Here is a 25,008-nt window from a genome sequence, read left to right as displayed (position 1 = left end):
TCCCCTTGGAAGAAGTTTCCCCGTCGGCTACCTCCTGGTGGCCGACGAGATTGTTCTATCACAGGGGTCCGAGTGTTAACGAGGAACACGTCACAATTCGATGAGATGCGAGTAACTCGAATTTTGCGAGATGCCCGAGATGAAAGATTCACAATTCGCCGACTCGCGACTGGAGTCAGTGGCAGAACAACGGGCAAACGAAGTGGAAAGGCACTTTCAGAAGTCGCTCTACCAGGCGATAGGACGAGCATTTCGGCATCTGAACCGAGATTTGCGGTACGCACTCGATAATCCGAACCGGGCACTGACGCCCGACGTTCACCGCATCGCAAGACCGCAGTATTGCGGGCTCACCACAATCCACGTAGCCAGTGAGATCTACCTCACAAAACCGATCTGTAACGTTCCTCCTGGGAAAACACCGAAGAATACTCGCGCATCAAAAAGCGCGTCTCATGCAATCTGCAAGCTTCGGCCTGAAGCTCGCGATTGGAAATAACTGGTAAGACCGTCTTCGAGGCGCGTACCCGACCCGGAACGCGAAAAGCCCCGCCTCCAGGGGGAGACGGGGCACGTCGTCGCGCGACGCCTACTGGGTGCCGGTCCCCGACGAACCCGAGGGCAGCACCTTCACCAAATCCATGATCACCCTGTCGATCGGGTACATACCCAAGACCATCCCCTGGCCGCACGATGGACGCGAATTGCTGTCTGCGACCGGAGTGTCCGTGAGCGGCTCCAGTAGATTCGGATCATGGGGAGTCCGACCGGCCCGGCGCGTCGGTTACACGAGTTTCGCCGTCCCGTCGCGATTGTGATCGGCATCGTTGTCGCGGTAATGATCGCGAGCTTGCTGCCGAGGTGGTGGTGCGGTCGTGACGCCGACGAGTGGTACCGCGGGGACCCGGCACGGGTGCGTGGCCTCGCCGAGGAATTGGTGGCCTTCGAAGCCGATGACGATCATCGGCGCGCCACCGGCTCGGAAAAGGGTCTCGCCGAAATGTGGGGGCTGCTCGCGCATCAGATGACGGCGCTGGGACTGGCGCAGATATGTCTGGAGCACCCCGAATTGCGGGAACGCTACGCCCTCATAGTGACTCGCGCGGCAGCCAAAAGTCTGTTACCCGAGATGCGCACCGAGTTCACCTCGGCCTGGCACGGCGCGGACGGTTCGGCGGAGCTCGACAGCCCGAACGGCCATGCCTACCTCTCCTATCCAGCCCTCGCGCTCGGGATGGCGCGCCTCGTCGATCCTGCGTTCCCGTCCGACCTCGCGAACCGCCACGACGCGCTGATCGCCTCCTTCGAGCGGCGCCTGCTCGCCTCGCCGACCGGCCTGCTCGACACCTTCCCCGGCGAGGCCTACCCCACCGACGTGGCAGCCGTCGCCGCCGCGATCGCGGTACACGGCCGCGCGACCGGCATCGACCACAAGGCGGTCCTCGCGCACTGGGCGCAGCAGGTACGCGCGGTACAAATCGATCGGGGCACCGGGCTGGTGCTGCAACGCATGGGCGTCGACGGAAAGCCACACGACGCCCCACGCGCTTCCGGAACCGGACTCGCGGCCTACTTCGCCGGCTTCGCGGACCGGGCACTCGCCGAGGAGTTGGCGGCCGTCTTGTTCCGCCAGGAACGAAGTGTCCTCGGCTTCAGCGCGATCCACGAATACGGCGACGGCCATCACGGCGCCGGGGATATGGACAGCGGCCCCCTGATACTCGGAATATCCATCTCCGCAACCGGTTTCGCTCTCGCCCCGGCCCGCGCCTTCGGTCACCACGACATGTTCACGCGCCTGTTCCGCACCACCGACCTCTTCGGTCTGCCACTGCGAAGCGGGCCCCGCTTGCGTTTCGCGACCGGCGGGGTGATCGGCAACGCTCTACTGCTCGCCTTCCTCACGTCCGGGCCGGAGCTCGCGCCATGAGACTGCCCGACACCTCCCGGCTGCGCGCCGGGTGGAAGCTGGTCCGCATCCCGGTGATCCTGTTCGCGCTGTATCTCGGCCTGCATCCGGTCTTGGCGGCGTTGTCGGCACGACACGGGTTCGGTTCGCCCGACGGCCTGGGCCTTGCCTTCCTCACCGTCAGCGCCGTGGTGGTGACACTGCGCATAGTGCTGCTGGTCGTCGTGCCCGCTGTCCTCGCCTACCGGGTTGTGGTGTGGGCAGTTATGCGCATGCTGCGCCGAGGCGTTTCACCGACCCCGCCCGGCGGCGTGACTGAATCGAACGCGCCCGCCCGAGTTTCATGCGAAGACGCCGGTAGAGATAGCTTTTCCGCATAGTCCGACCATCTTGCCTTGCTCACGCGCTATGCCGATGATCGAACAACCTCCGTAGGAAGCTCATTTCGGATATGCAGACCGATCTCGACACGATCGCGAAAACGGTCGGCGTGGCAGCGCCATTCGTCTGGACTTGGACTGACGCGGACTTGGAACCGATGATTGCGACGTGACCGACACGGAATCGGTCCGCACCATTTATGACCAGTTCGCTGACACCAGTGCTGCGATCGAGGCGGTGTCGGGCCAGCCGACACTGCGAAAGGCAGGATCGGATGGAGAGATTCGGTGGGATATACCGAGGGTCGTGATCCGCCTGCGTCCAATGGACAACAGCATCTACCTCCGCCTTGCCAACCCCGAGCACCAGGCATGGCTCGACGCGCCGGATGATGAAACTCTGTGGTGACGACAATTGTTGATCGACGACAAGTTCGATGTCAGCGCGCTCGACTGAGTACGTAAAGGGGCCTATGGTTCACCGGCCCCGAGGGGGTGCCGCCGAACCCGACTCCAGCGATCACGCTCGGATTCGAGAAGCATCGACACGGAGGTGTCGGCAGCACCTCACTCGCACTTGACAACTGGAATGGGGTCGTACTTCACCGTGCGGGTCGCACGCGAGACCTCGCGCCCGGTCTTGCGATCCGTGATCACCCGCGTATCGGTGATGGTGAATCCTGGGGCGCCTTCGGACGCGATGCAGTCCTTGCCCTTCGGCAGGGTGATGGTGGTGGGCTCGGTGGGCTTGGTCTTGTCGCCGGTGATGGATTCGACGTCGACCGTCTTGGTGCCCCACAGGCGGACGGTGATGTCCGTGCCGGTGGCGAAAGTTTCGATGTAGACGCCGCTTTGGGTGTTGTTGCGGAATTTGAGGTCGATGGCGCCGTCGAAGACGGTGGCTTCGCGTGCGGCCGGGTAGCGGGAGATGTAGTAGCTGTGTTCGGTGTGGCCCGCGTCTTCGAGCCCGGCGAAGTAGGCGGCGTTGTAGAGGGTGGTGGCGAACTGGCTGATGCCGCCGCCGACTGCGGTGCTGGGGCGGCCGTGGTCGATGATGCCGGATTCGACGTAGCCCTCCGCGGTGCCGCGCGGGCCGGTGAATTCGTTGAGCGAGAACGTTTCTCCGGGGCGGACGACGGCGCCGTTGACCTTGTTCGCCACGGTGCGGATGTTGACGCCGGACGGTCCGCTGAAACCGCTGGTGGTGAAAGCGCCCATCTGTTCGACGATGCCGAGACCCTGCGCGGCCTCGGTGGTCAGTTTGGGCTCGATCTTCTCGTAAACGGCGGGCGCGCTGCGCTGTTGGGATGCGGCGAGCAGCGTGGGCAGCTGTTCGAGGGTCTTCGGCCAGTTGATCTTGTCGCCGACCACCGCGGGCACGACGCGCGGGGCTCCGCCGGTCACGGCGAAGGTCGCGTCCTTGGCCTCCACTTCGGATTTCGCGAGTTGCGGCGCGAGGATGGCGGTCGCGGCGTTCAGGTCGTAGTTCGCGGCGAGACCGCCGTGTCCGTCGGGAGCGAAACTCAGAACGGTCGCGATCTGTTCGGGGGTGAGGGTGGCGTCGCCGTCCTTCCCGGTGAACACGACGTCGCCGCGCACGGCGGGTTCGGCGATCTCGTGCAGCGCACTCTGGACGGACTCGGGCCGGACGGTGAGCGGTGCTGGGACGACGGGCAATTCGAGGGTGCCGCCCTCGATCCAGTTGTCGATCAACGCGTTTCGGGCGGCGGGCGTGTCGAGCACACGGCCCGGCACGGGTGGGACGGCGACCGGCTTGCCGTTCTGGAACTGAATGGTGCCCTCGACGGTGGGGCGATCGTGCACGCGCAGCGCGGTGAGCTGACTGTCCAGCGCGGCGTCGTCGACGGTGCTCGCGACCGAGACCTCGCGGGTACCGAAGAAGGAGACCAGGCGGGCGAAGGGGTTGATCGGCTGGCCGCCGATGCGGTCCCAGGTGCCCGGCCAGTCGACCGCCAAGCCCGCGGCGGAGGGGGTGAGCTCGGCTTGCACGTCGCCGATCTGCAGGGGCAGTTCCTGACCGGCCCGCCCGTCGAGAGTGGTGCGGAGTTTGGCGTCGGCTTCCTCGACGTCCATCCCCCCGATATCGATCCCGGCGACGACGACCCCGCGCGGCACGTCCCCGGAGGAGAGCACGGCGTCGACGGCGTAGCCGAGGCCACCGACGGCGATCACGGCTCCCGCGGCGATTCCGGCGCGACGGATGGCGGGGGTCCGCCACCACGACTTGGAATCCGCGGGCTCCGGTCTCGGCCTGGGTCTGCGCGCGTTCTCCCAGCGCTGCCGATTCTCGGTGTCGGCCGGGGGGACGATTGCGGTCGCGTGCTCGGTGTCGGTCGTATGCCCGCCGTAAGGCGCGTGCTCGGGCCTACCGATGACAGCAGTCGCGTGCTCGTTCGGTGTCTCGTGCCCGCCGTAGGGCGCGTGCTCGGGCCTACCGATGACAGCAGTCGCGTGCTCGTTGGGTATCCCGTGCACGCCATAGGCCGCGCGCTCCGCGTCGTCCCTGCGGATAAATGCGGTCGCGTGCTCATTGGGCGCCCCGTGCCCGCCATGAGCCGCGAGTTCAGCATCTGACGTGTGCCCGCCATAGGGCGCATGCTCCGCGTCGGCCCTACCGACGACCGCGGTCGCGCGCTCGTTGGCCACCCCTGCCGCGCGCTCCACGTCGTCCCTGCGGATGAAGGCGGTCGCGTGCTCGTTGGGGGTCCCGTGCGCGCCATAAGGCGCATGCTCAGGCCTGCCGATGACAGCGGTCGCGTGCTCGTTGGGGGTCCCGTGCACGCCATAGGCCGCCCGCTCCGCGTCGTCTCTGCGGATGAAGGCGGTCGCGTGCTGGTTGGGTACCCCGTGCCCGCCATGAGCCGCGAGTTCAGCGTCTGTCGTGTGCCCGCCATAGGGCGCATGCTCTGCGTCGGCCCTACCGATGACCGCGGTCGCGTGCTCATTGGGCGCCCCGTGCCCGCCACGAGCCGCGAGTTCAGCGTCTGTCGTGTGCCCGCCATAGGGCGCATGCTCCGCGTCGGCCCTACCGACGACCGCGGTCGCGTGCTCGTTGGCCGCGCCCTGCCCGCCCGCCGCGCGCTGCACGTCGTCCCTGCGGATGAAGGCGGTCGCGTGCTCGGCGTTCGCGGCGTCTTCGCCATGCGGCGCGCGCCCGGCGTGGGCCGCATGCTCGCCATGGGGCGGCTGTGCGGCGTTGGTCTGCCAAGCCGCGTTGCTCGCCGGTCCAGCGTTGGCCGACCACGCCGCACCGCCCACCGGTCCAGCGTTGGCCAACGACGCCGCATTACCCGCCTGCCTAGCGTCAGCCGACCACGCCGGATCGCCCGCCTGCCCAGCGTCAGCCGACCACGCCGCATTACCCGCCTGCCCAGCGTCAGCCGACCACGCCGCATTGCCCGCCTGCCCAGCGTCAGCCGACCACGCCGCACCGCCCGCCGGTCCGGCGTTGTCCGACCACGCGGCATTGCCCACTGGTGTGGCATTGCCCGCGGGCGCGGCGTCGGCGCCCAACGCGCCGCCGCTCGCCTGCGCGGGGTTGTTCTCCTCCCAAGCGCCTGCCCACACGGCATTGCCCGCCTGCTCGGCATTCATCGGCTGAGCCGTACTGCCCGGCCCGGCATCATTCGCCCAGGGGCCCTCTTGGGCCTGACTCGCGCTCGTCGCCGGGGGCGGACCGCTCTCCTCCCAAGCGCCGCCCCACGTACCACTGCTCGCCCGCGGCGGGTTGTTGTTCACCGCTTCACCATCGCGCCCGGCATGCATCGCCTGTGCGGGATAACCATCCCTCTCGGCCTGCTGCGGGGGTACCTGGAGCGGTGCGGTGGGCACGGAATCCGCAATCCACCGCTGCGGCTGCCCGGGCTGGGTGACCGGAAGTTGTGTGGTCTTCGCCTCATCTAGCGGTTCGCGGTTCGATTCGAGGAGATGACGGAGTCCGACCTCGCCGTCTTGGTTTCGGCCGCGGCCGCGGTGTCCGGTGCTCGACTCGCTGGTCACGAACCGTCCTCCCCGATAGAGGTGCTTTTTCTGGGCCGCGCACTGTGCGGGCCGCTCTCCACGATAGTTGTCCGCGCCGAGTGCCCTGGTTCAGCTCGGACGCGCAGCAAACCTCGTGCAATGAACCGCCCCGAACACGGAAGAGCCCCGCGCAGTTGCCGGGTCGGGGGTCTGGCAACTGCGCGGAGCCGATCTGTTTATCGGAGCAGCGCACCCCGCGTTACACACTTCCCGTGGACAATCGAGAACGTCCCGCCAGACAGCTCGCAGACACGAGGGAGACGACGGTATGCAGCTGGGAATGATCGGCCTCGGGCGGATGGGCGCGAACATCGTCCGTCGCGTCGTCGGAGACGGGCACACCGCGGTCGGCTACGAACGCAAACTCCGCAACATCGAGGAGCTGCGCGCCGATCTGGGCGAAAATTTCCGAGGCAGCACCGACCTGCCGGAATTCGTGGCGATGCTGGAGAAACCCCGGGTGGTGTGGGTGATGATCCCGGCGGGCGCGACGGGCGCGGTGATCGACCAGGTCGCCGAGCTGCTCGAACCCGGCGACATCGTCATCGACGGCGGCAACAGCCGCTACCACGAGGACATCAAGAGGGCCGAGAAACTCACTCCCAAGGGCATCCACTACCTGGACATCGGCACCTCCGGCGGCGTCTTCGGCCTGACCCGTGGCTTCTGCCTGATGATCGGCGGCGAGGCCGAGCAGGTGAAGTACCTGGATCCGCTGCTGAAATCCATCGCACCCGGTCTCGACGCCGCACCACGCACCCCCGGCCGCACCGGGGACCCGACCACCGCCGAGCTGGGCTACTTGCACTGCGGTCCGGCCGGGGCGGGCCACTTCGTGAAGATGGTGCACAACGGCATCGAGTACGGCGCGATGGCCGCCTACGCCGAGGGCCTCAACATCCTGCACAAAGCCGATTACGGCGCCGCGCACAAAGGCGAGTTCTCGGCGGAGGAGACGCCGCTGGAACACCCCGAGTACTACCAGTACGACATCGATGTGCCGGAAGTCACAGAGGTGTGGCGTCGGGGGTCGGTGGTCGCTTCGTGGTTGCTGGATCTGACCGCGGGCGCGCTGTACGCGGACCCGAACCTCGACGAGTTCAGCGGTCGAGTCTCGGACTCCGGCGAGGGCCGCTGGACTGTTGACGCCGCGATCGACGTCGGGGTCCCCGCGCCGGTCCTCTCGGCCGCCCTGTTCGCCCGCTTCTCCTCGCGCGGCGAGTCGCTGTACGCCGACAAACTACTTTCGGCCATGCGCCAAGCCTTCGGCGGGCACTACGAGCTGCCGCCGAAGTAGTTCGTTACCGCTGCCACAAACCGCTCGCACGCCTCACACATGCGGTGCCTATGCAAGGCGTGCAACCGCTGTGTGGGAGCGTCTCCGAAGCGGCACCCGGGAGGGCCCGGGTGCCGCTTCGGTGTTTGCGTCAGCGCTCGAGGATGGCGACGACGCCCTGGCCGCCCGCGGCGCAGATGGAGATGAGGGCGCGGCCGGAGCCCTTTTCGGCGAGCATCTTCGCGGTGGAGGCGACGATGCGGCCGCCGGTCGCGGCGAACGGGTGGCCCGCGGCGAGCGAGGAGCCGTTGACGTTGAGCTTGCTGCGGTCGATCGAGCCGAGCGCGCCGTCGAGGCCGAGGCGCTCCTTGCAGTACTGGTCGGACTCCCACGCCTGCAGGGTCGCGAGCACCACGGAGGCGAAGGCCTCGTGGATTTCGTAGTAGTCGAAGTCCTGCAGGGTCAGGCCGTTGCGGGCCAGCATGCGCGGCACCGCGTAGGTGGGCGCCATGAGCAGGCCGTCGGGGCCGTGGATGTAGTCGACCGCGGCGACCTCGGAGTCGACCAGATGGGCGAGCACCGGCAGGTTGCGCTCGGCGGCCCACTCGTCGCTGGAGAGCAGCACCGCGGACGCGCCGTCGGTGAGCGGGGTGGAGTTGCCCGCGGTCATGGTGGCGTCGCCCAGCTTGTTGCCGAAGACCGGCTTCAGGGTGGCGAGCTTCTCGATCGAGGAGTTCGGACGCAGGTTGTCGTCGCGGGTCAGGCCGAGGAACGGGGTGACCAGGTCGTCGAAGAAGCCGCGGTCGTAGGCGGCGGCCATGTTCTTGTGCGACAGGTAGGCCAGTTCGTCCTGCGCCTCGCGCGCGATGCCGAATTCCTTGGCGGTGATGGCGGCGTGCTCGCCCATGGACAGGCCGGTGCGCGGCTCGGCGTTGCGCGGGATCTCGATGCCGAGCATGCCCGGGCGCAGCTGGCCGACCAGCTTGAGGCGGTCCTTGTTGGTCTTGGCGCGGTTGGCGTCGAGCATCCACTCGCGCATGCCTTCGCTGACGCCGATCGGCGCGTCGGAGGTGGTGTCGGTGCCGCCGCCGACGCCCGCGTCGATGCGACCCGCCGCGATCGCGTCACCGACGGTGACGATCGCCTGCAGGCCGGTGCCACACGCGAGCTGCAGGTCGTGCGCCGGGGTGTAGGGCGAAAGCTTGCTGCCCAGAACGCTTTCGCGGATCATGCCGTGCTCGCCGACCCGCTTGAGGACCGCGCCGCCGACGACCATGCCGAGCCGCTCGCCCTGCAGGTTGAACCGGCTCACCAGACCGTCCAGCGCGGCGGTGAACATGTCCTGGTTGGACGCGTGGGCGTAGGCCTTGTCGGAGCGAGCGAACGGAATCCGGTTGCCGCCCACGATCGCGACCGGACGCGTGGTCTTCGCGGTCTTGGCCGTGCTCTTGGTTGAACGGGCTTTGTTTGTCACTCGAGTCTCCAAGGTCTCGTGGGATGGTCCGGCGCCCGGGAGCGGTGTTTCGCGCAGATCGGTGCCCCGTGCGTTGGTTTACTTTAAACTTACTCTGGAGTAAGTTTGTTGTCGACACCGTACCCCGCAAATGTGCGCTGACACGCCCACCGCGCGGTGCCTGCCACGCAGTCCAGGCCCACGCGGAAACGTGCGGAACACCAGGGGCGAACCAGACATCCGCGAAATTCGAGACAGAAAAGGTAGGAACAGTGGCAGCCAAGAGCAAGGGTGCACCCAACCTCTACGGATCGTTCGTCCACTCCGCCCCCGGCCAGTTCCTGGCGAGCAAGCTCGGTCTGCCGCAGCCGGCGAACCTGCGCCGCTACGCCAAGGGCGAGCCGCCGCTGGCGGGTCCCGTGCTCGTCGGCGGTAAGGGTCGCGTCGCCGAGCCCGTGCGCGCACTGCTTTCCGACTACACGTTCGCCGATGGGGCCGATCAGGGCGCCAAGTACGGCGCGCTCGTCTTCGACGCGACCGGCATCGGCTCGATCGAGGACCTGTCCCAGCTGTTCGAGTTCTTCCAGCCCGCGATGCGCAGCATCACCCCGTCGGGCCGCGTCGTGGTCATCGGCACCACGCCGGAACTGGCGGGCACCGTCGACGAGCAGATCGCCCAGCGCGCGCTCGAGGGCTTCACCCGCTCGGTCGCCAAGGAGCTGCTGCGCGGCGCCACCGCCCAGCTGGTGTACCTGCACCCCGAGGCTTCGGCCGCCGCGACCGGCCTGGAGTCCACGCTGCGCTTCCTGCTCTCGGCGAAGTCGGCGTTCGTCGACGGCCAGGTGATCCGGGTCGGCAAGGACGACGCCACCGCCCCGGCCAGCTGGGACCGCCCGCTCGAAGGCAAGGTCGCCGTGGTCACCGGCGCCGCGCGCGGCATCGGCGCGACCATCGCCGAGGTGTTCGCCCGTGACGGCGCGAAGGTGATCGTCGCCGACATCCCCGCGGCGGGCGAGGCGCTCTCGGAGACCGCGAACAAGGTCGGCGGCACCGCGCTCGCGCTGGACGTCACCGCGCCCGACGCCGCGGACAAGCTCGCCGAGTTCGCCACCGAGCGCTTCGGCGGCATCGACATCATCGTGCACAACGCGGGCATCACCCGCGACAAGCTGCTCGCCAACATGGACGAGGGCCGTTGGAACTCGGTCATCAACGTGAATCTGGCTGCCCCGCACCGCATCACCGAGGGCCTGGTGGCCAAGGGCGTGCTGAAGGAGGGCGGCCGCGTGATCGACGTGTCCTCCATCGCGGGCATCGCGGGCAACCGCGGCCAGACCAACTACGGCGCGTCCAAGGCGGGCGTCATCGGCATGGTGAACGCCGAGGCTCCGAAGCTGGCGGAGAAGGGCATCACCATCAACGCGGTGGCGCCCGGCTTCATCGAGACCGCGATGACCGCCGCCATCCCGCTCGGCACCCGCGAAGCCGGTCGCCTGATGAGTTCGCTGCTGCAGGGCGGTCAGACCGTCGACGTGGCCGAGACCATCGCGTTCTTCGCGAGCCCCGCTTCGAACGCGGTGAACGGCAACGTGGTTCGGGTCTGCGGCCAGAGCCTGATCGGAGCATGATGACCGAGACCATCTCGCTCACCGAAACGCCCAAGAACAGCAGCCTTTTCGTGAAGGCGGCGCTGGGGGCCGTTCCGGTTCCGCTGCTTTCGGCGCGCAAGTCCACGCTGCCGGACCGGGTCATCCGGCTCGACGGCGTGAAGGTGGATCCGGATCACCTGGCCGCCTACTGCCGGGCCACCGGCCTGCGCTTCGGCGACGCGCTGCCGCTGACGTACCCGTTCATCCTGAGCTTCCCGCTGGCCATGCAGCTGGTGGTGGCGCGCGACTTCCCGTTCGTCGCGGTGGGCGCGGTGCACGCGCAGAACGTGATCGAGCGGACGCGCGAGATCTCGGTGAGCGAGCCGCTGGACTTCCGCACGCACATCGAGAACCTGCGGGAGCACCCGAAGGGTCTACTGGTGGATGCGATTACCGAGGTCAGCGTGGGTCGCGAGCAGGTGTGGCGGCAGGTCACCACCTTCCTGCACCAGCAGCGCACTTCGCTGTCGGGTCAGCCCAAGGGTGAGCCGAAGCCGGAAGAGGTGCCCCCGCCGCCGCTGCGCGCGCTGCGGGTGGATCAGAAGATGATCACCCGGTACGCCAACGCGTCCGGTGACCACAACCCGATCCACACTTCGGCCTTGGGCGCCAAGGCTTTCGGCTTCCCGAAGGCGATCGCGCACGGGATGTGGTCGGCGGCCAACGTCCTCGGCAACATCGAGGGCCGCATTCCCGAGAAGGCGACCTACACGGTGAAGTTCGGCAAGCCGATCCTGTTGCCCGCGACGGTGAACGTGTACGCGGATCAGGTCGAGGGCGGCTGGGATCTGGCGCTGCTGCACCCGAAGAAGGGTTTCCCGCATCTGACGGCGACGCTGCGCTGAGTTCGCGACGAGGGCGCCCCCGAATCTCGCTGGGTCGGGGGCGTTTTCGCGTTCGTCAGCAGTCGCAGCAGCCTCCGCAACTGCAGCAGTCACCGCAGCCGGAGCAGCAGTCACCGCAGTCGCAACAGGAACCGCAGTCACAGCTCTTCCACCACGCGTCCTTGCGTTCGCCGGTGCACGGACTCGTGTGGTCGGCGCAGCAGGCGTAACCGGTGCAGTAGACGCCGAAGACGATGGCGAGGGCTTGGCCGAGGTCGGGCCGGCGGGTCGGGGGGCGGTGGTCGGTGCGGTGGGCGCGGGGATGACCATCGCGAGTTGTGTTGCAGGCGTGAGCGGTTACCGCACCGACACCCTTGCCTAGCCGACGCACCAGGGCGTGCAGCGGATCGAGCAGCATCCAGCGGACGGTGGGGACGTCGGCCAGGCGGGCGGCGGCGAGCGCCCTGCGTAGCTCGGCGTCGGACTCGCGCACCAGCTCGTACGACTCGGCGAGAGTGGTGCCGGTCGCGGCGAGCGGGTTGAAGCGACCGTGCGCGATGTCGTCGTCGTAATCCGCGATGGCGTCGGAGAGATGGGCGATGCGGCCGAAATGCTCTCCCACGGTGCGGAGGTGGTCAGCGTTGTCCGGACGATTCGCGAGAATCGCTGCGTGGGCGAAGAATTCGGCGGCGCACAGGGCGGTCGGGGCGGTGAGTTCATCGAGCGTGACGCGCGGCTCGTCGGAGGCAGCGTCGGGACCGCGCATGATCGGCGACTGGTCCGAAGCATTCGGCCCCGCACCGACCGCCACCGGGCGGAGGGCGGCAGCGCGGCTTTCCACGCGCTGCTGTGAATCAATCGCTGCCACAAGCGGTTCCACGTCGAAATCGATCAATTCCGCCTGCCTGCGAGCGCTGTCCGCCCAACGCGTCGACATCCTCACCATGGGCCGTCCGGCAAGCCGGGAAGCGTCACCGTCCGCGACGTGATCCCGCAGTTTGGCCGAGCCGAGCAGCAGCGACGCGGTCGACGCGAGCAGGACGCCCGGCGAATCGGCCGCGGCGACCTCGGCACGCCGCATGCCGCGCAGCGGGCAGCGCCCGGCGGTGGTGCGCGCCGACGAAGCGGGCAGCTGCGCTTCGGTCAATACGCTGAGCAAGATCGCGTCGGTGTTGGTCGCGGTGCGCGCGAGCTGGCCGTGCCCGTCGCGCAGGCCGAGACACAGCCCGCACATGTGCGCCCGCCACTCGGCCGCGTCGATTCCGTACTTTTCGGCGCCGTGCGAACACGGCCTGAGCATCCCGAACACTGTTCCCCGTTTGTCCCCGGGCCGCGACGGCCCTCCCTCTGTTACCTCGAGAGAGAGTGGCAGAGCGGTGCGCGGCTGGCAAACGGTATGCGGCTACTCCGGCTTCTTGCGACCAGCCAGACCGCGCCAGGCCAGATCGTCGAGCAGGTCCACTGCCTCGGCGACCTCGATACGCCCGCTGGCGACCCGGTCGGCGATGGCCTCGCCCGCGCCGATCACCGCGACCGCGACGACGTCGAAATTGGTGCCGGGTTCGGCGTGCTTGGCGCTGGACTCGAGCAGCTTGGCGGTGAGCTCGATGACCCGCTCGCGCGCGTTGTCGATCTCGGAGGCGAAGGCTTGCTGTCCGATCGCCTGGCGGTAGAGCACCTGCCAGGACTTGCGGTTGCGGTCGACGAACCCGAGGAAGCCCTCCAGCGCGGTACGGACCTGCTCGTGCGGGGTGAGCAGCGGGTTGCCCGCGGGTGCGACGGCCTCGATGAAGCGCATGCCCTCGCGCTGGATGCACGCGCGGAACAGTTCGTCCTTGGAGCCGTAATAGAGGTACAACATCGGTTTGGAGATCTTCGCCTCGGCGGCGATCGCGTCCATCGACGTATCGTGGAAACCTTTGCGCGCGAACACCTCGACAGCGGCGTCGAGCATCTGCTGCTCACGAACCGCCCGAGGAAGTCGCTTCGTTCCGCCCGCCATCCACTCTCCTACCGCATGGTGAATCTCTTATATTACTCCAAGGTAAGTTCCGCCGGACGAATTTGCTCACCAGTCGCCGCGGTCAGCTGTGCGGTGGAACGGGTCAGCGCCTCCCCCCGCCTGCACGGCGAGCCGCCGGGGCGAATGCCGTCCGGCGGGGCCGTGGGCGGAAACTCAGAGATACTACGGGGCGCGGGGCGGAGCTTGCCTGTACGTCATACGAAGGTGCGCTCCGGGGTGCTGTGTCGCCTGGTGAAGGCTGGCGCCCTGGGTGCCCGTCGGCGGCCGTGTGGGCGTCGGTCTCAGCAGGGTGGTAGCGACCCCTTGTACGCGGCCATCCGCAGCACCGAGCGGTCTACCTGCGCGGCGGGCAGGCGACCGCTCGCCATCGCCTGCTCGAGCTGGTCGAGCACGGTCGGGACGGCGTCGGTGGTGATCCACAGGGCGTTGTCGGCGCCCGCGACCAGCGCGGCTTCGACCGCGTCTTCGATGGTCATCCGGGCGGTGATGGCCGCCATGCCGCCGAGGTCGTCGGTGAAGATCGGTCCGTCGAACGGGGCCGCGCCATAGCCGGTGCCCTCGCGCAGCAGCGACATGACCTGCGGGCTGATGCTGGCGGGCACGTTCGGGTCCGTCAGGCCGGGGACGTCGAGGTGGCCGACCATCACGGCCGCGCCCGAACCGATCAAGTTGCGGAACGGCACCAGGTCGACCGTCTGGAGCTGATCCAGCGGCGGTGTGCGCACCGCGCCGGTGTGCGAGTCGCCCGATCCGGAGCCGTGTCCGGGGAAGTGCTTCATGACGGTGCCGACCCCGACCTCACGCATCGCGCGGATGTAGGCGTCGGCGTAGCGGGTGACCACCTCGGGGTCGTCGGAGAAGGAGCGGTCGCCGATGACGGTGTCGTCGGGCTGGCTGCTCACGTCCACGTCGGGGGCGAAGTTGACCGTGATGCCGAGTTCCTTCAGGTCCCGGCCCCGGGTCACGGTCGCGTCGTAGAACTGCTCGGGTGTCATCGTCTGCGCGGTGACGCGGGCCGACGGCACCGCGCCGATGATGTCGCGGACCCGCGAGACGCGGCCGCCCTCCTCATCGATGGTCACCATCAGCGGCGTGATCGCGGCCGCCTTCACCTCGTCCAGCGCGGGCCCCGAGATCAGCGACCGGTCGGTCCAGCCACCGATGAAGATGCCACCTACCTGCTCGGTGCGCACCACGTTCGCGGCGTCGGCGCCCCCGGTCACGCCGACGGTGAGCAGCTGCGCGAGCTTCTGCCTCGGGGTGAATTTCGCGAGGTACTCGGCGCCGCAGTCGCGCTGGACCGGACTGGGCGGGGCGGCCGGGGCGGCGAGCGTCGTTTCCGGGGTTTCGGCGCGCGACGTGGCGGGAGCCGGGGCTTCACCGTTGGAGCAGGCGGTGGCGACCGCGGCGCAGAGTGCGAGCAGAACGAGAGGCGTCTTCCGCATAGGTCAACGGTAGTGCGAGGAGCAAGTGGGGGTCTTTTGCGGGGTACCGATTGCGCACTTCGGGGCGCCTTCGGCAGCCAACGGTTGCGGTGTCCAGGGGGCTGTAGAAGCCTCCCTCGTCACACCAGGGCACACGTACGCCGGGCGAGGTCCGAAATGCGCACACCGTCGTAACCCATGACCGCACTGTGCAACACGTCGTGCAGCGGCTCGATCCAGTACCCGGGAATTCCCTTCGCACCCACCAGAATTCCGGCCACCGACCCGACAGTAGCGCCATTGGAATCGGTATCGGCCCCGCTCTGCACCGTCAAAGCGATCGTTCGCGTGAAATCGCCCTTCCCCCAAAGCAACCCGGCGGCGACCCGACATGCGTTGGGTATGGCATGAACCCAGTTGTATCCGCCATGCCTGGCGTCGATGTCGTCCACAGCCTGTTCCCAGGAGAGACCGCGCTCGTAGTCGGCGCGGACCTCCCCCAGAGCGATCGCCAAGCGGGAACGAGGTGGCAGAACATTCTGGGCGGCGATGAGAGCCGACATCACGGCGGAGGAAGCGCCCGGCACAAGCACGCTCGCCCGGACTTCCGGCACGTCGCCAGAGCTGTCCGCGAAGTACGGAGCGTCGACTGGTGACTGGACAGCCGCGTCACCACCGCCCGGCCGTTCGCCAGCGAGCCGAGGCACACAACCGCCGACGGCCGCAGCAGCCGCGTTGCCAGAGGGGATTCCGGCCCCCTCCGCAGTGCAGGCCGCGGCGACCAGAGCAGCCGCCCACATAGCCGCGAAAATCCCGTTCCCCGTGTGGGATACGGCTGCCTCGCGCGCAGCGAGAGCGGCGGCACGCTCCGGATCGCCCGGGCTGACGTACCCGAAGATGTCGGCGCGAATCATGGCGCCGATCCACTCGCGGTACGGGTTGCGGACTTCGGCTGTCCGCGGCGGGCGCAGGCCGTCGACGAGGTTGCGGTAGGCGACGCGTTCGGCGGTGTAGGTCTGGAGGAAGGGAAGGCGTTCCAACCACAGTTTCGCGACGTCGTCCGCGGTGAAGTTCAGGCCGCGGGATTCGAGGAGATGGAGTCCGAGCACGGTGTAGTCGATGTCGTCGTCACGCGGAGCGCCATCGATCCGGCCGAGCGCCGACACCGGCCAGGTCGGGTTGAGCGGGAACCGGGGCGAGGGTGGGAGCAAGGCGGGGACGTAGTCGGTCAGCGGATACGCGCCCGCTCGTTCCAGATAGGAACGGATGTGTTCGCGCGTCCACACGAACCCGTTCTCCAGCGGTTTCCCCAGCGCGCAGCCAACGCACCGACCCAGCCAGCCGCCGTAGACGCGGTCGAGGAGCTCGTCGGGTGCGAAGGAACGCCCCGATCCAGCCGCAGCCGAGGCAGAACCATGGGGCACGCGATCATCCGGCGGCGCGATTCCGGGCTCCCCCTCGTCATATCCCCACTCCGGATCCCGCCCCGCCGACTCGATCTCCCCCAACAATCCCCAACACCCGTCGGCATCGACCGTCTCAGCCCCCGCCAACGCCCGAACCGCCGACTCGAACCCCGCGACCGGATACCCGGATTCGAGACGCTCGCGCCACTCGAAATACAGCAGCGCGCGCGGGTCCGCCTCGTGTCTGCCGTAGAACACCGCTTCGATCGTCCGGTCCATCGCGCTCCCGGTTTCCGCTGCTCAACCGTGCTCCCAAGGCCGATTATCCCTGCGCGCCGCAGCCGCCGGGGGCTGTGGCGCGGGGGTAATGTCGGTTCCATAGCCAGGAGACTCCGACCAGGAGGTCACCGTGCCCTGCGATCTGATGCTCATCGCCTACGACGGCTCCGAGAACGCCAAGCGCGCCATCGAATACGCCGGCCGGTTTCTCTCCGCGAACAGAGCCGTGGTGCTCACGGCCTGGGAACCGATGGTGCGCCAGGCCGCTCGGCTGTCGGGATTGTCGGGCGTGATGCAACCCGAGTGGGTGCCCGACGAGGAGATCGAGGACATCGCCTACGTCGACGCGCGCAACATCAACACCGAGGGCGTGCGCCTGGCCAAGCTCGCGGGCCTGAACGCCGAGGCGCGCACCGCGGAATGCACCACGACCATCTGGAACGCCATCGTCGAATGCGCCGACGACTTGGACGTGGACATCATCGTCGCGGGCACCCGCGGCGCCACGGGCATTCGCGCCCTGTTGCACAGCAGCGTCGCCGACGCGGTGCTGAAACACTGCCACCGCCCGGTGCTGATGGTTCCGCCCGGCAAGGAACCGCAGCGCGAATTCTGACCCGTGATCTCGGTCGCTCCTCCGCGCCCGCGGTCCTCGCGCGCCGCTATGGTCGAAGGGTCATGAACGGATTCCTGCTCGCCCAACCCGGTGGCGTGATGCGCGCGACCGGGATCCGGACGGCCTTCGACGACGCGAACCGGGCGCGCAAAGCGTTGCGGGACGGCGCGGCGGAGATCGTCGTCGGGGCACTGCCGTTCGATCCGAACCGACCTGCCGCGCTCGCCGCGCCGGAACGGGCCGAGCACACCGCGGGCCCGTGGCGTCCCGCGGCGCTGCCCCAGCTGCCCGCGGTGCGGGTCGTCACCGAAATACCAAGTCCCGCTGAACATATCGCGCGGGTGACGAAATTCGTCGAGCAGCTGAACGATCCGGACCAGCCGCTGCGCAAGGTGGTCGCGGCCCGTTCGGTGCTCGCCGAGGCGGACCACGCGCTCGATCCGGAACTCGTCGCCGCGCAGCTGCTCACCAGGCACCCGAACGCCAACGTCTACGCGGTCGATCTCTCCCCTGCCGGACGCGCCGGCGCGACGCTGCTAGGCGCGACGCCGGAGGTTCTCGTCGCCCGGCACGGCGCGACCGTGACGCTGCGTCCGCTGGCGGGCACCCTGCCGCGCCGCGCCGATCCGGACGCGGACGCCGCGCAGGCCGCCAACCTGCTGACCAGCACGAAGAACCGCGACGAGCACGCGTTCGTCATCGAATGGATCCGCCAGGTGCTGACGCCCGTCTGCGCCGAACTGACCATCCCGGACGGACCGCAGCTGGTCAGCACGCACGACGTGTGGCATCTGGCCACGCCGATCACCGGCACCTTGCGCGATCCGTCGACCACCGCGCTCGATCTGGCGCTGCTGCTGCATCCCACGCCCGCGGTCTGCGGCACACCCACCGTGTTGGCCCTCGACACCATCAACCGCGTCGAGGAGGATCGCGGCTTCTACGGCGGCGCGGTCGGCTGGTGCGACGCGCACGGAGACGGCGAATGGGTGGTGGCGATCCGCTGCGCGGAACTGTCGGCGGACGGCCGAGCGCTGCGCGCCTACGCGGGCGGCGGCATCGTCGCGGCCTCCGAACCGCGGTCCGAGCTGGACGAAACCACCGCCAAACTGCGCACCTTCCTGGGCGGCCTCGGGTGCGCGGTGCCGGAGTAATCCGGGTTACTTCGATATTGTGAGACGCCGGATTGTCACCTTGCTCACCCTGATCCCGGATCATGCGGTAGGTTGACCCGGAACTTGCCTGTTCCGATGTATTGGAGAGCCGCGATGAAGTTTGCTGTTCCTGGTGTTGCGAGTGCGGTCGCCGGTGCCGTGCTCGGCGCGATCGCGGTGTTCGTCATCACCGCGGCGGTGCAGCAGAACACGCGCCCCGACATCGACCGCAGCGGCGACGCGGACTCCTCGTTGCTGAACAACGTTGAGTACGGCAGCCGCTGAGCCGCTGACCTCCGCTTCACCCGCCGACTCGCTCGGCTCCTCCGGTGTGGCCTCGGATCCGTCCGAGGCCGCGCCGCTCGGTAGACGATGGTTCGCCGCGACGGTGGTCGTGGCGTTCCTGCTCACCTTCTTGCAGGCGCCCGGACTCACGGTCGCCGACACGAAGTACGACCTGGCGCAGAATCCGCTGGGTTTCCTCGACCGCGCCGCGCACCTGTGGAGCAGCCAGGCCCCGATGGGCCAGGTGCAGAACCAGGCCTACGGGTACTTCTTCCCGCACGGCGCGTTCTTCTCGGCCGGAGATCTGCTCGGCTTGCCCGCCTGGGTGACGCAGCGGATCTGGTGGGCGCTGCTGCTGCTCGCCGGGTTCTGGGGCATCGTCCGGCTCTGCGAGGCGCTCGGTCTCGGCAGCCGCGGGTCCCGGATCGTCGCGGCGGTCGCTTACACGCTGTCCCCGCGCGTGCTCACCACGCTCGGCTCGATCTCCTCGGAGACCCTGCCGATGGTGCTCGCGCCGTGGGTGCTGCTGGCCCCCGCCGCGCTCGGCACCGCGTATCGGCGACACAAGCGGGGCGGCGCCGCTTCGCCCGCGGGCAGTGCGCTGGCGCTCGCGTTGATGGGCGCGGTGAACGCCGTGGCCACGGTCGCCGCGTTCCTGCCCGCGCTGCTCTGGTGGGCTTCGTACAAGCCGAACAAGCGCTGGTGGCGTTTCACGGCGGCCTGGATTCCGCTGCTCGTGCTCGCCACGTTCTGGTGGGCGGTGCCGCTGCTGCTGCTCGGCCGCGTGAGTCCGCCGTTCCTGGACTACATCGAATCCTCCGGCGTGACCACGCAGTGGGCGTCGCTGGCGGAGGTGCTGCGCGGCACCGACAGCTGGACCCCGTTCGTCTCGCCGGAACGCATCGCGGGCGCGGTCCTGGTGACCCAACCCGCCGCGGTGCTGGCCACCGGTCTGCTCGCCGCCGCGGGCATGGCGGGGCTCGCCATGCGGTCGATGCCGTATCGCGGGCGGCTGGTGTTGATCCTGCTCGTCGGGCTGGTCGGGATCTGCGCGGGATACGTGGGCGAGCTCAGCGGTCCGTTCGCGGACTCGGTGCGGGTCTTCCTGGATTCGACCGGCGCGCCACTGCGCAACGTGCACAAACTCGAGCCATTGATTCGCATTCCGCTGGTGCTCGGTCTCGCGCATCTGCTCGCGCGGGTGCCGCTGCCCGCCTCGGCGCCGCTTCCGGTGTGGCGCGGCGCGTTCGCCCATCCGGAACGCGATCGGATGGTCGCCGTCGCCGGACTGATCCTCACCGCGCTCGCGCTCTCCACCTCGCTGGCCTGGACCGGCAAGCTGGCCCCGCGCGGCGCCTACGACGAGGTGCCCGCCTACTGGCAGCAGACCGCGGACTGGCTGGCCGAGAACGCCGCCGACACCCGCGCGCTGATCGTGCCGGGCGCGCCCTTCGGCAGCCAGGTCTGGGGGTTGACTCGCGACGAGCCGCTGCAAGCGCTGGCCAGCACGCCGTGGGCGGTGCGCGACGCCGTGCCGCTGAACCCGCCGGGCACCATCCGCGCGATGGACTCGGTGCAGCGGCTGATCGCGGACGGCCGCCCGTCGGCCGGGTTGGCGACGACGCTCGCCGATCAAGGCATCGGAATTCTGGTGCTGCGCAACGATCTCGATCCCGAGACTTCGCGCTCGACCAGGCCGCTGCTCGCGCATCGGGCGATCGAGGGGTCGCCCGGGCTGACGAAGGTGGCCGAGTTCGGGTCGCCGATCGAGACGAACGTCATCGCCGACGGTTTGGTCGCCGACAACGATCTGCGACCGGCGTATCGGGCGATCGAGATCTACCGGGTCGAGCCGCGTCCGCCTGCGGGCAGTGACGTCGAGATCCGTTCGGGCACCGGGGCTCCCGAGTCGTTCCCCGGCGCGTACACGGTTCCGCTCGGTGACGTCCCGATGGTGCAGGGCGGGCCGGAAGTGCTCGAGCGACTCGACCGCGACGGCGCCGCGCCGGGCCCGACGCTGCTCACCTCCGACGCCGCCCGCGCAGGTCTGCCGATCGGACCGGTGACGGTCACCGATACGCCGATGGACCGGGAGGCCGACTTCGGGAAAGTCGACAACCACAACTCGGCGCTGCGCGCGCCCGACGACGCCCGGCGTACCCACAACCTGGTGCCGGACTATTCGGTGCCCGGCGCGGAGCTGGTGCGCGGGGAATGGTCCGGCGCGACCGTGACCGCGTCCAGTTCGGCCGCCGACGCCACCCAGCTCGGCGGCGCGGCGCCCGGGAGTTCGACCGCGGCGGTCGTCGACGGCGATCCCTCCACGGCGTGGATCAGCAATGGCACGGAACGCGCTGTGGGCCAATGGCTTCGGCTCGATCTGGACAAACCGATCAGCTCCGGGCTGCTGCGGTTGACCACCAGTTCGGCGGCGATCGGCGACCCGGTGAAGTGGGTCGAGGTGCGCACCGCCGATGGCAGCGTCTCGGCGCGGATCACCGAACCCGGTGCGCAGGTGTCCATTTCGTTGCCCGCCGGGCGCTCCGACTGGCTGACCATCACTGCCATCCGCACCGAAGGCGGTTCCGGCGGTGGCCAATTCGGTATCAGCGAGTTGACCCTCGACGACTACAGCATCCGCGACGCCCCGGTCCGCGTGGACATCCGGCACAGCACCGTGCTGCCGCCCACCCCTGCGGACGCGCAGGTGACGGCTTGGGACCTCGGCCAGGAATTCCCCGGTCGCGGTGCTTGTTTCGACGCGCCGGACCGGGTTCGGTGCAGCAAGGGCCTGGCGCTGGCGCCGGAGGAGCCCGGTCTCTTCGAACGCACCCTCGACTCGCCCGCGCCGATGACGGTCGTCCCCGAACTCACCGTGCGCACCCGCCAGGGGCCCGCGTTGGAGGCGCTGCTCACCGACCGCAGCAGGCCGGTGGCGCGCGGCAAGGCCGACGTGGGCGACCTGCGCGGCTCCGCGTTCGCCGCGACCGACGGCGATCCACGCACCAGCTGGACCGCGCCGGAAGACTCGGTGCGCGACATCACCGGCCCCAAGCCGACTCTCACCATCGAATTGCCCGAACCCGCGCTGGTCACCGGCCTCGACATCACCCGGTCGCTCGGCGGGCTGCCCGCCGCGCCCACCTCGGTGTCGGTGAACCTCGGCAACGGCCCGCAGGTCCGCGAGCTCGACGACTCCGGCGAACCGGCGCGAATCTCGTTGCATCCCACGGTCACCGACCGGATCGAACTCAGCGTGCAGAGCTGGAAGCCGGTGCTGGACAAGACCGCCCTCGGCTTCGCGCTAACCCAGCCACCCGGCATTGCCGAAGTAACGGTGCTCGGGCCGGACTATCCCGCGCCCGCCGGGCTGGATCGCGAGGTGACCGTGCCCTGCGAAGATGGGCCGACGATCGCCATGGGCGGACGCACGATGCGCACGTCCGTCACGGCGACGGTCGGCGAGTTGCGTTCCGGCGCACCGGTTGCCGCGCGGGCGTGCTCCGACGAAGTCCTTCCGGTGCCGGAAGGTCGCGCGGAAGTTGTCGTGGCGCCTACGGAATTGTTCTCCGTCGACCGACTGCGCCTGAACCGCACCGACTTCCAGCCCGTCGCCCCGGCCACGGATCTTCGGCTGCTGGTGTTGCCGTTGAGCACGAACGTCGGCTGGGAGGCGCACACGGCCGACGGTCGTTCGCTCGAGCCGATCGTGGTGGACGGGTGGCAGCAGGGGTGGTTGTTGCCCGCGGACGCCGCGGGGCCGATCACCATCTCTTTCCCGGTGGACCGGTGGTACCGGCTGGGGATTTTCGGCGGGTTGCTGTTGCTGGTGCCGTTGATGTTGCTCGCGGTGCCGCGTGGGCGTCGCGCAGATACGGCTACCCCGCCTCGCCCCTGGCGTAGCCGTGTCGTTGGTGCACTCGGCCTCATCGGAGCGGCAACGATCATCGCGGGCCCCGTCGGCGCCGCGCTGGTGGCAGCGGGTTTGGCCGCAGCCCACTTCGCCGCGCCCCACACCGGCCGCTTCCTCGCCGCGACAGCGGGACTCGGCACCGCCGTCTCGGCCGCCGTACTGTCCACCGGCCCATGGCGGGCGCCCGACGGCTACATGGGCCACTCCCTGTGGGTCCAGCTCCCGGCTCTCGTCGCAGTGATCGCGGTCGGCCTCGCCGCGCTGCCTCCCCGCCGAACCAGCTGAGCAGACCCCGCACCGGCGAGACGGTGCAATCGGCGGGAGAGAAAGGTGGCTGACGACCTCCCGACGAGTCCCGCGGTCCTCCATCACCGCATGTTCCTCGGCCATGCGGTGGGAGGTTGCTAACGTCCACAGCCGTGATGGACTGTGCCGAATGCGGTTTCGTGTACGACCTCGCGCTTTCGAACGAGACCTCCAGGCTCGCACGGGCTTATGCCGCGGAGTACCGCGAGCTGCTCGCCCTCGATCCCGAACGCCTGCGCCGCCGGGTCAGCGCCGAAGTGTGGTCGCCACTCGAATACGCGTGCCATGTAAGGGATGTCCTGCTGGCCCAGCGCGAGCGGGTACTCGCGGCGCGGCGGGAGTCTCTGCCGACTACGGTGCCGATGGGGCGCGACGAGCGCGTGGAACACGAGGGATACAACGATCAACATCCTGAAGACGTGGCAAGGCAACTCGCCGACGCGGCAATGCTTTTCGGCAATGTGCTCGATCGACTCGGACCCGCCGATTGGAATCGCGAAATTCTGTATGCGTATCCCGAACGATCGATCCGCACGCTGCGCTGGTTGGCGGTGCACACCCTCCACGAACTCCGCCACCACCTGCTCGACATGCGCCGCAAGCTCGCAGTCGCGGGCCGGTGATACCAAGCCCCCGGCCGGGACCATGCCGCGGCTCGAGCCAGACACCGCCCAGCTTCAGGGCGCTCCGACCTGCGCCGGATCCGGCACACCCCGCGGACCGACCGGCCGCTCCTCCCCGGCATCCGCCCGCTCGGTCTTCCGACGATCCATCCGCCGAGCCAGCCGCCGCGACGGCTCCTCCACCAGCGCGTAGCTGGCCGCGGCAACGGGCAAGGTGATGGCGACGGTCAGGACGAGGACGTAGACGAAGTTCCCCCCGAACGGCAGGATGCCGAACACCGGGAAGACGATCGTCAGCACCGCGAGGTGCCAGAGGAAGATGCCGTAGGACCAGCGGCCCAGGGTCGCCGCGACGGAGGATTCCAGCCAGCGGTGCTTCCGATCGCCGAGCACCAGCGGCGCGAGCAGGCCGAATCCGATGATCGCGCCGAGGGCCATCTTCGCGGCGTACTGCCACGGTTCGGCGCGGGTGAGTCCCGCCGGTCCGCCGAAATCGGTGGACGAGAGCAAGAACGCGATCAGCGCGACGGACCACATCAGCAGCTGATTGCCCGCGATCCGCCGCCAGATTGATAGCGGATGCACATCATCGACTAATTCCGCGAGCAGCATGCCCGCCGCGAACCACGGCAGATACGCGGGCAGCCAGTTGTCGGCGTGAATCGCGTCCGGAGTCGGCACCGGCAGGAAATTCCAGCTCAGACTCACCAGGCCCAATGCCAGCACCGCGGGCGCTCGCCAACGCGCCGATTTCCCACGCAACCGGACGATCGTGAACGCCAACAGCGGCAGCACGAGATAGAACGCCACCTCGACCGAAAGGCTCCACATCTGGGTGAGCCCATCCGTCAGCGTCAGCGGCACGAAGACCTGCGTCAACGCCAAATTGGACGCCCATACCCGCCAGCCCGCGGTGTCGGCGGCGCTCGGCAGCAGAATCAGCACGAAGCAGACCACCGCCCAGTAGGCGGGCAGGATGCGCGCGGCGCGATGCCGCAGGTAGTAGCCGACCGATGGGGCAGTGCCGAGATCGCGGGCCGCCGTGGCGTGCGGGCGCCAGAGCAGGAAGCCGGAGAGCGCGAAGAACACCGCGACGGCCATGTCGAAGCGTTCCCAGATCCTGCCGAGCACCGGCATTCCCGTCGCGCCGGTTTGGAAGGCGACGTGCGTGAGCAGAACGCCCAGCGCCGCCATCCCGCGCATTCCTTCCAACGCGGGCACGAAGCCGCGCGTCCGCGCGGGATTCGCGGCCGCGGTTCGGGCGGCGAGGGTGGCGGTCATCGAGCTCCAGTCTGCCGGGGGAATTTTTCCAGGTGAGAACTACTCGTTTCACTTTTCGCGCTAAACTCGGGCGATTTCTGGTCGGATTCCGGCCTCGGCACCGCATGGTACGCCAAAGGACTGTTAGTGTCGGGGCTCACGAAGTGCCGCGGGCTGCCCGCAGTAC

At 68.7% G+C, this 25,008-nt stretch carries 18 protein-coding genes; 11 read left to right on the top strand and 7 right to left on the bottom strand.

The genetic code is table 11. The features are described 5' to 3' along the window. Positions 1-754: 754 nt before the first annotated feature. The 3 genes from AB0H49_RS18715 to AB0H49_RS18705 all read left to right on the top strand — a co-directional run bounded on the left by AB0H49_RS18715 (position 755) and on the right by AB0H49_RS18705 (position 2,698). Positions 755-1,930 (top strand): hypothetical protein, encoded by a 1,176-nt coding sequence (locus AB0H49_RS18715; RefSeq protein WP_357252950.1) that lies wholly within the window; start codon positions 755-757, stop codon positions 1,928-1,930. Continuing rightward, positions 1,927-2,289, top strand: coding sequence for a hypothetical protein (locus AB0H49_RS18710; RefSeq protein ID WP_357252947.1), 363 nt, complete (start codon positions 1,927-1,929; stop codon positions 2,287-2,289). The genes AB0H49_RS18715 and AB0H49_RS18710 overlap by 4 nt, the downstream gene beginning before the upstream one ends. 169 nt (positions 2,290-2,458) lie before the next feature. Then, positions 2,459-2,698 (top strand): DUF6301 family protein, encoded by a 240-nt coding sequence (locus tag AB0H49_RS18705; protein ID WP_357252944.1) that lies wholly within the window; start codon positions 2,459-2,461, stop codon positions 2,696-2,698. Positions 2,699-2,856: 158 nt separating this feature from the next. Here AB0H49_RS18705 and AB0H49_RS18700 read toward each other — a convergent pair whose 3' ends face one another. Beyond that, a complete protein-coding gene (locus AB0H49_RS18700) occupies positions 2,857-5,904 on the bottom strand; it encodes a VanW family protein (protein WP_357252941.1) in 3,048 nt (1,015 codons plus the stop codon). A 694-nt stretch (positions 5,905-6,598) separates the two neighbouring features. Here AB0H49_RS18700 and gnd point away from each other — a divergent pair. Beyond that, positions 6,599-7,627 (top strand): phosphogluconate dehydrogenase (NAD(+)-dependent, decarboxylating), encoded by a 1,029-nt coding sequence (gene gnd, locus AB0H49_RS18695; protein ID WP_357252938.1) that lies wholly within the window; start codon positions 6,599-6,601, stop codon positions 7,625-7,627. Between the two features lie 130 nt (positions 7,628-7,757). Here the strand turns inward: gnd and AB0H49_RS18690 are convergent, their stop codons facing one another. Then, positions 7,758-9,080, bottom strand: coding sequence for an acetyl-CoA C-acetyltransferase (locus AB0H49_RS18690; protein ID WP_354998507.1), 1,323 nt, complete (start codon positions 9,078-9,080; stop codon positions 7,758-7,760). A 251-nt stretch (positions 9,081-9,331) separates the two neighbouring features. Here AB0H49_RS18690 and AB0H49_RS18685 point away from each other — a divergent pair, with 251 nt between their 5' ends. Next, the gene (locus AB0H49_RS18685) at positions 9,332-10,687 is read left to right on the top strand and encodes a 3-oxoacyl-ACP reductase (protein WP_354998506.1); all 1,356 of its coding nucleotides are present in this window, start codon (positions 9,332-9,334) and stop codon (positions 10,685-10,687) included. Continuing rightward, positions 10,687-11,553, top strand: a complete 867-nt coding sequence (locus AB0H49_RS18680; protein ID WP_354998505.1) for a MaoC/PaaZ C-terminal domain-containing protein — start codon at positions 10,687-10,689, stop codon at positions 11,551-11,553. The genes AB0H49_RS18685 and AB0H49_RS18680 overlap by 1 nt, the downstream gene beginning before the upstream one ends. A gap of 55 nt (positions 11,554-11,608) precedes the next feature. Here the strand turns inward: AB0H49_RS18680 and AB0H49_RS18675 are convergent, their stop codons facing one another. The 4 genes from AB0H49_RS18675 to AB0H49_RS18660 form a co-directional block, all read right to left on the bottom strand. Next, positions 11,609-12,832, bottom strand: a complete 1,224-nt coding sequence (locus AB0H49_RS18675; RefSeq protein WP_357252933.1) for a DUF5685 family protein — start codon at positions 12,830-12,832, stop codon at positions 11,609-11,611. A gap of 102 nt (positions 12,833-12,934) precedes the next feature. Then, entirely contained in the window at positions 12,935-13,534 is a 600-nt protein-coding gene (locus AB0H49_RS18670; protein ID WP_354998503.1) for a TetR/AcrR family transcriptional regulator, read from the bottom strand. Positions 13,535-13,836: 302 nt separating this feature from the next. Then, the gene (locus tag AB0H49_RS18665; protein WP_354998502.1) at positions 13,837-15,000 is read right to left on the bottom strand and encodes a glycoside hydrolase family 3 N-terminal domain-containing protein; all 1,164 of its coding nucleotides are present in this window, start codon (positions 14,998-15,000) and stop codon (positions 13,837-13,839) included. Between the two features lie 119 nt (positions 15,001-15,119). Next, on the bottom strand, positions 15,120-16,664 hold the full coding sequence (locus AB0H49_RS18660) for an ADP-ribosylglycohydrolase family protein (protein ID WP_357252928.1): 1,545 nt from the start codon (positions 16,662-16,664) through the stop codon (positions 15,120-15,122). A gap of 130 nt (positions 16,665-16,794) precedes the next feature. On the opposite strand from AB0H49_RS18660, the gene AB0H49_RS18655 reads away from it, so the two are divergent. The 5 genes from AB0H49_RS18655 (at position 16,795) to AB0H49_RS18635 (ending at position 23,561) form a co-directional block, all read left to right on the top strand. Next, a complete protein-coding gene (locus AB0H49_RS18655) occupies positions 16,795-17,280 on the top strand; it encodes a universal stress protein (protein ID WP_097246494.1) in 486 nt (161 codons plus the stop codon). Between the two features lie 62 nt (positions 17,281-17,342). Next, the gene (locus tag AB0H49_RS18650) at positions 17,343-18,434 is read left to right on the top strand and encodes an isochorismate synthase (protein WP_357252924.1); all 1,092 of its coding nucleotides are present in this window, start codon (positions 17,343-17,345) and stop codon (positions 18,432-18,434) included. Positions 18,435-18,548: 114 nt separating this feature from the next. Next, positions 18,549-18,719 (top strand): DUF2613 domain-containing protein, encoded by a 171-nt coding sequence (locus AB0H49_RS18645; protein ID WP_084483063.1) that lies wholly within the window; start codon positions 18,549-18,551, stop codon positions 18,717-18,719. 46 nt (positions 18,720-18,765) lie between these two features. Beyond that, complete coding sequence (locus tag AB0H49_RS18640; RefSeq protein WP_357253166.1) at positions 18,766-22,917, top strand: alpha-(1->3)-arabinofuranosyltransferase; 4,152 nt, start codon at positions 18,766-18,768, stop codon at positions 22,915-22,917. 137 nt (positions 22,918-23,054) lie between these two features. Continuing rightward, positions 23,055-23,561, top strand: coding sequence for a DinB family protein (locus AB0H49_RS18635; RefSeq protein ID WP_357253163.1), 507 nt, complete (start codon positions 23,055-23,057; stop codon positions 23,559-23,561). Positions 23,562-23,615: 54 nt separating this feature from the next. On the opposite strand, the gene AB0H49_RS18630 is transcribed toward AB0H49_RS18635, so the two are convergent. Beyond that, the gene (locus tag AB0H49_RS18630) at positions 23,616-24,842 is read right to left on the bottom strand and encodes an acyltransferase (protein WP_354998499.1); all 1,227 of its coding nucleotides are present in this window, start codon (positions 24,840-24,842) and stop codon (positions 23,616-23,618) included. Positions 24,843-25,008 lie beyond the last annotated feature (166 nt).

Origin of the sequence: Nocardia sp. NPDC050713 (assembly GCF_040654315.1) — a bacterium.
In the GTDB taxonomy this organism is placed as follows: domain Bacteria; phylum Actinomycetota; class Actinomycetes; order Mycobacteriales; family Mycobacteriaceae; genus Nocardia.
The sequence above is the reverse complement of the archived record's forward strand: the minus strand, read 5'-3'. Positions and strand labels throughout refer to the sequence as shown.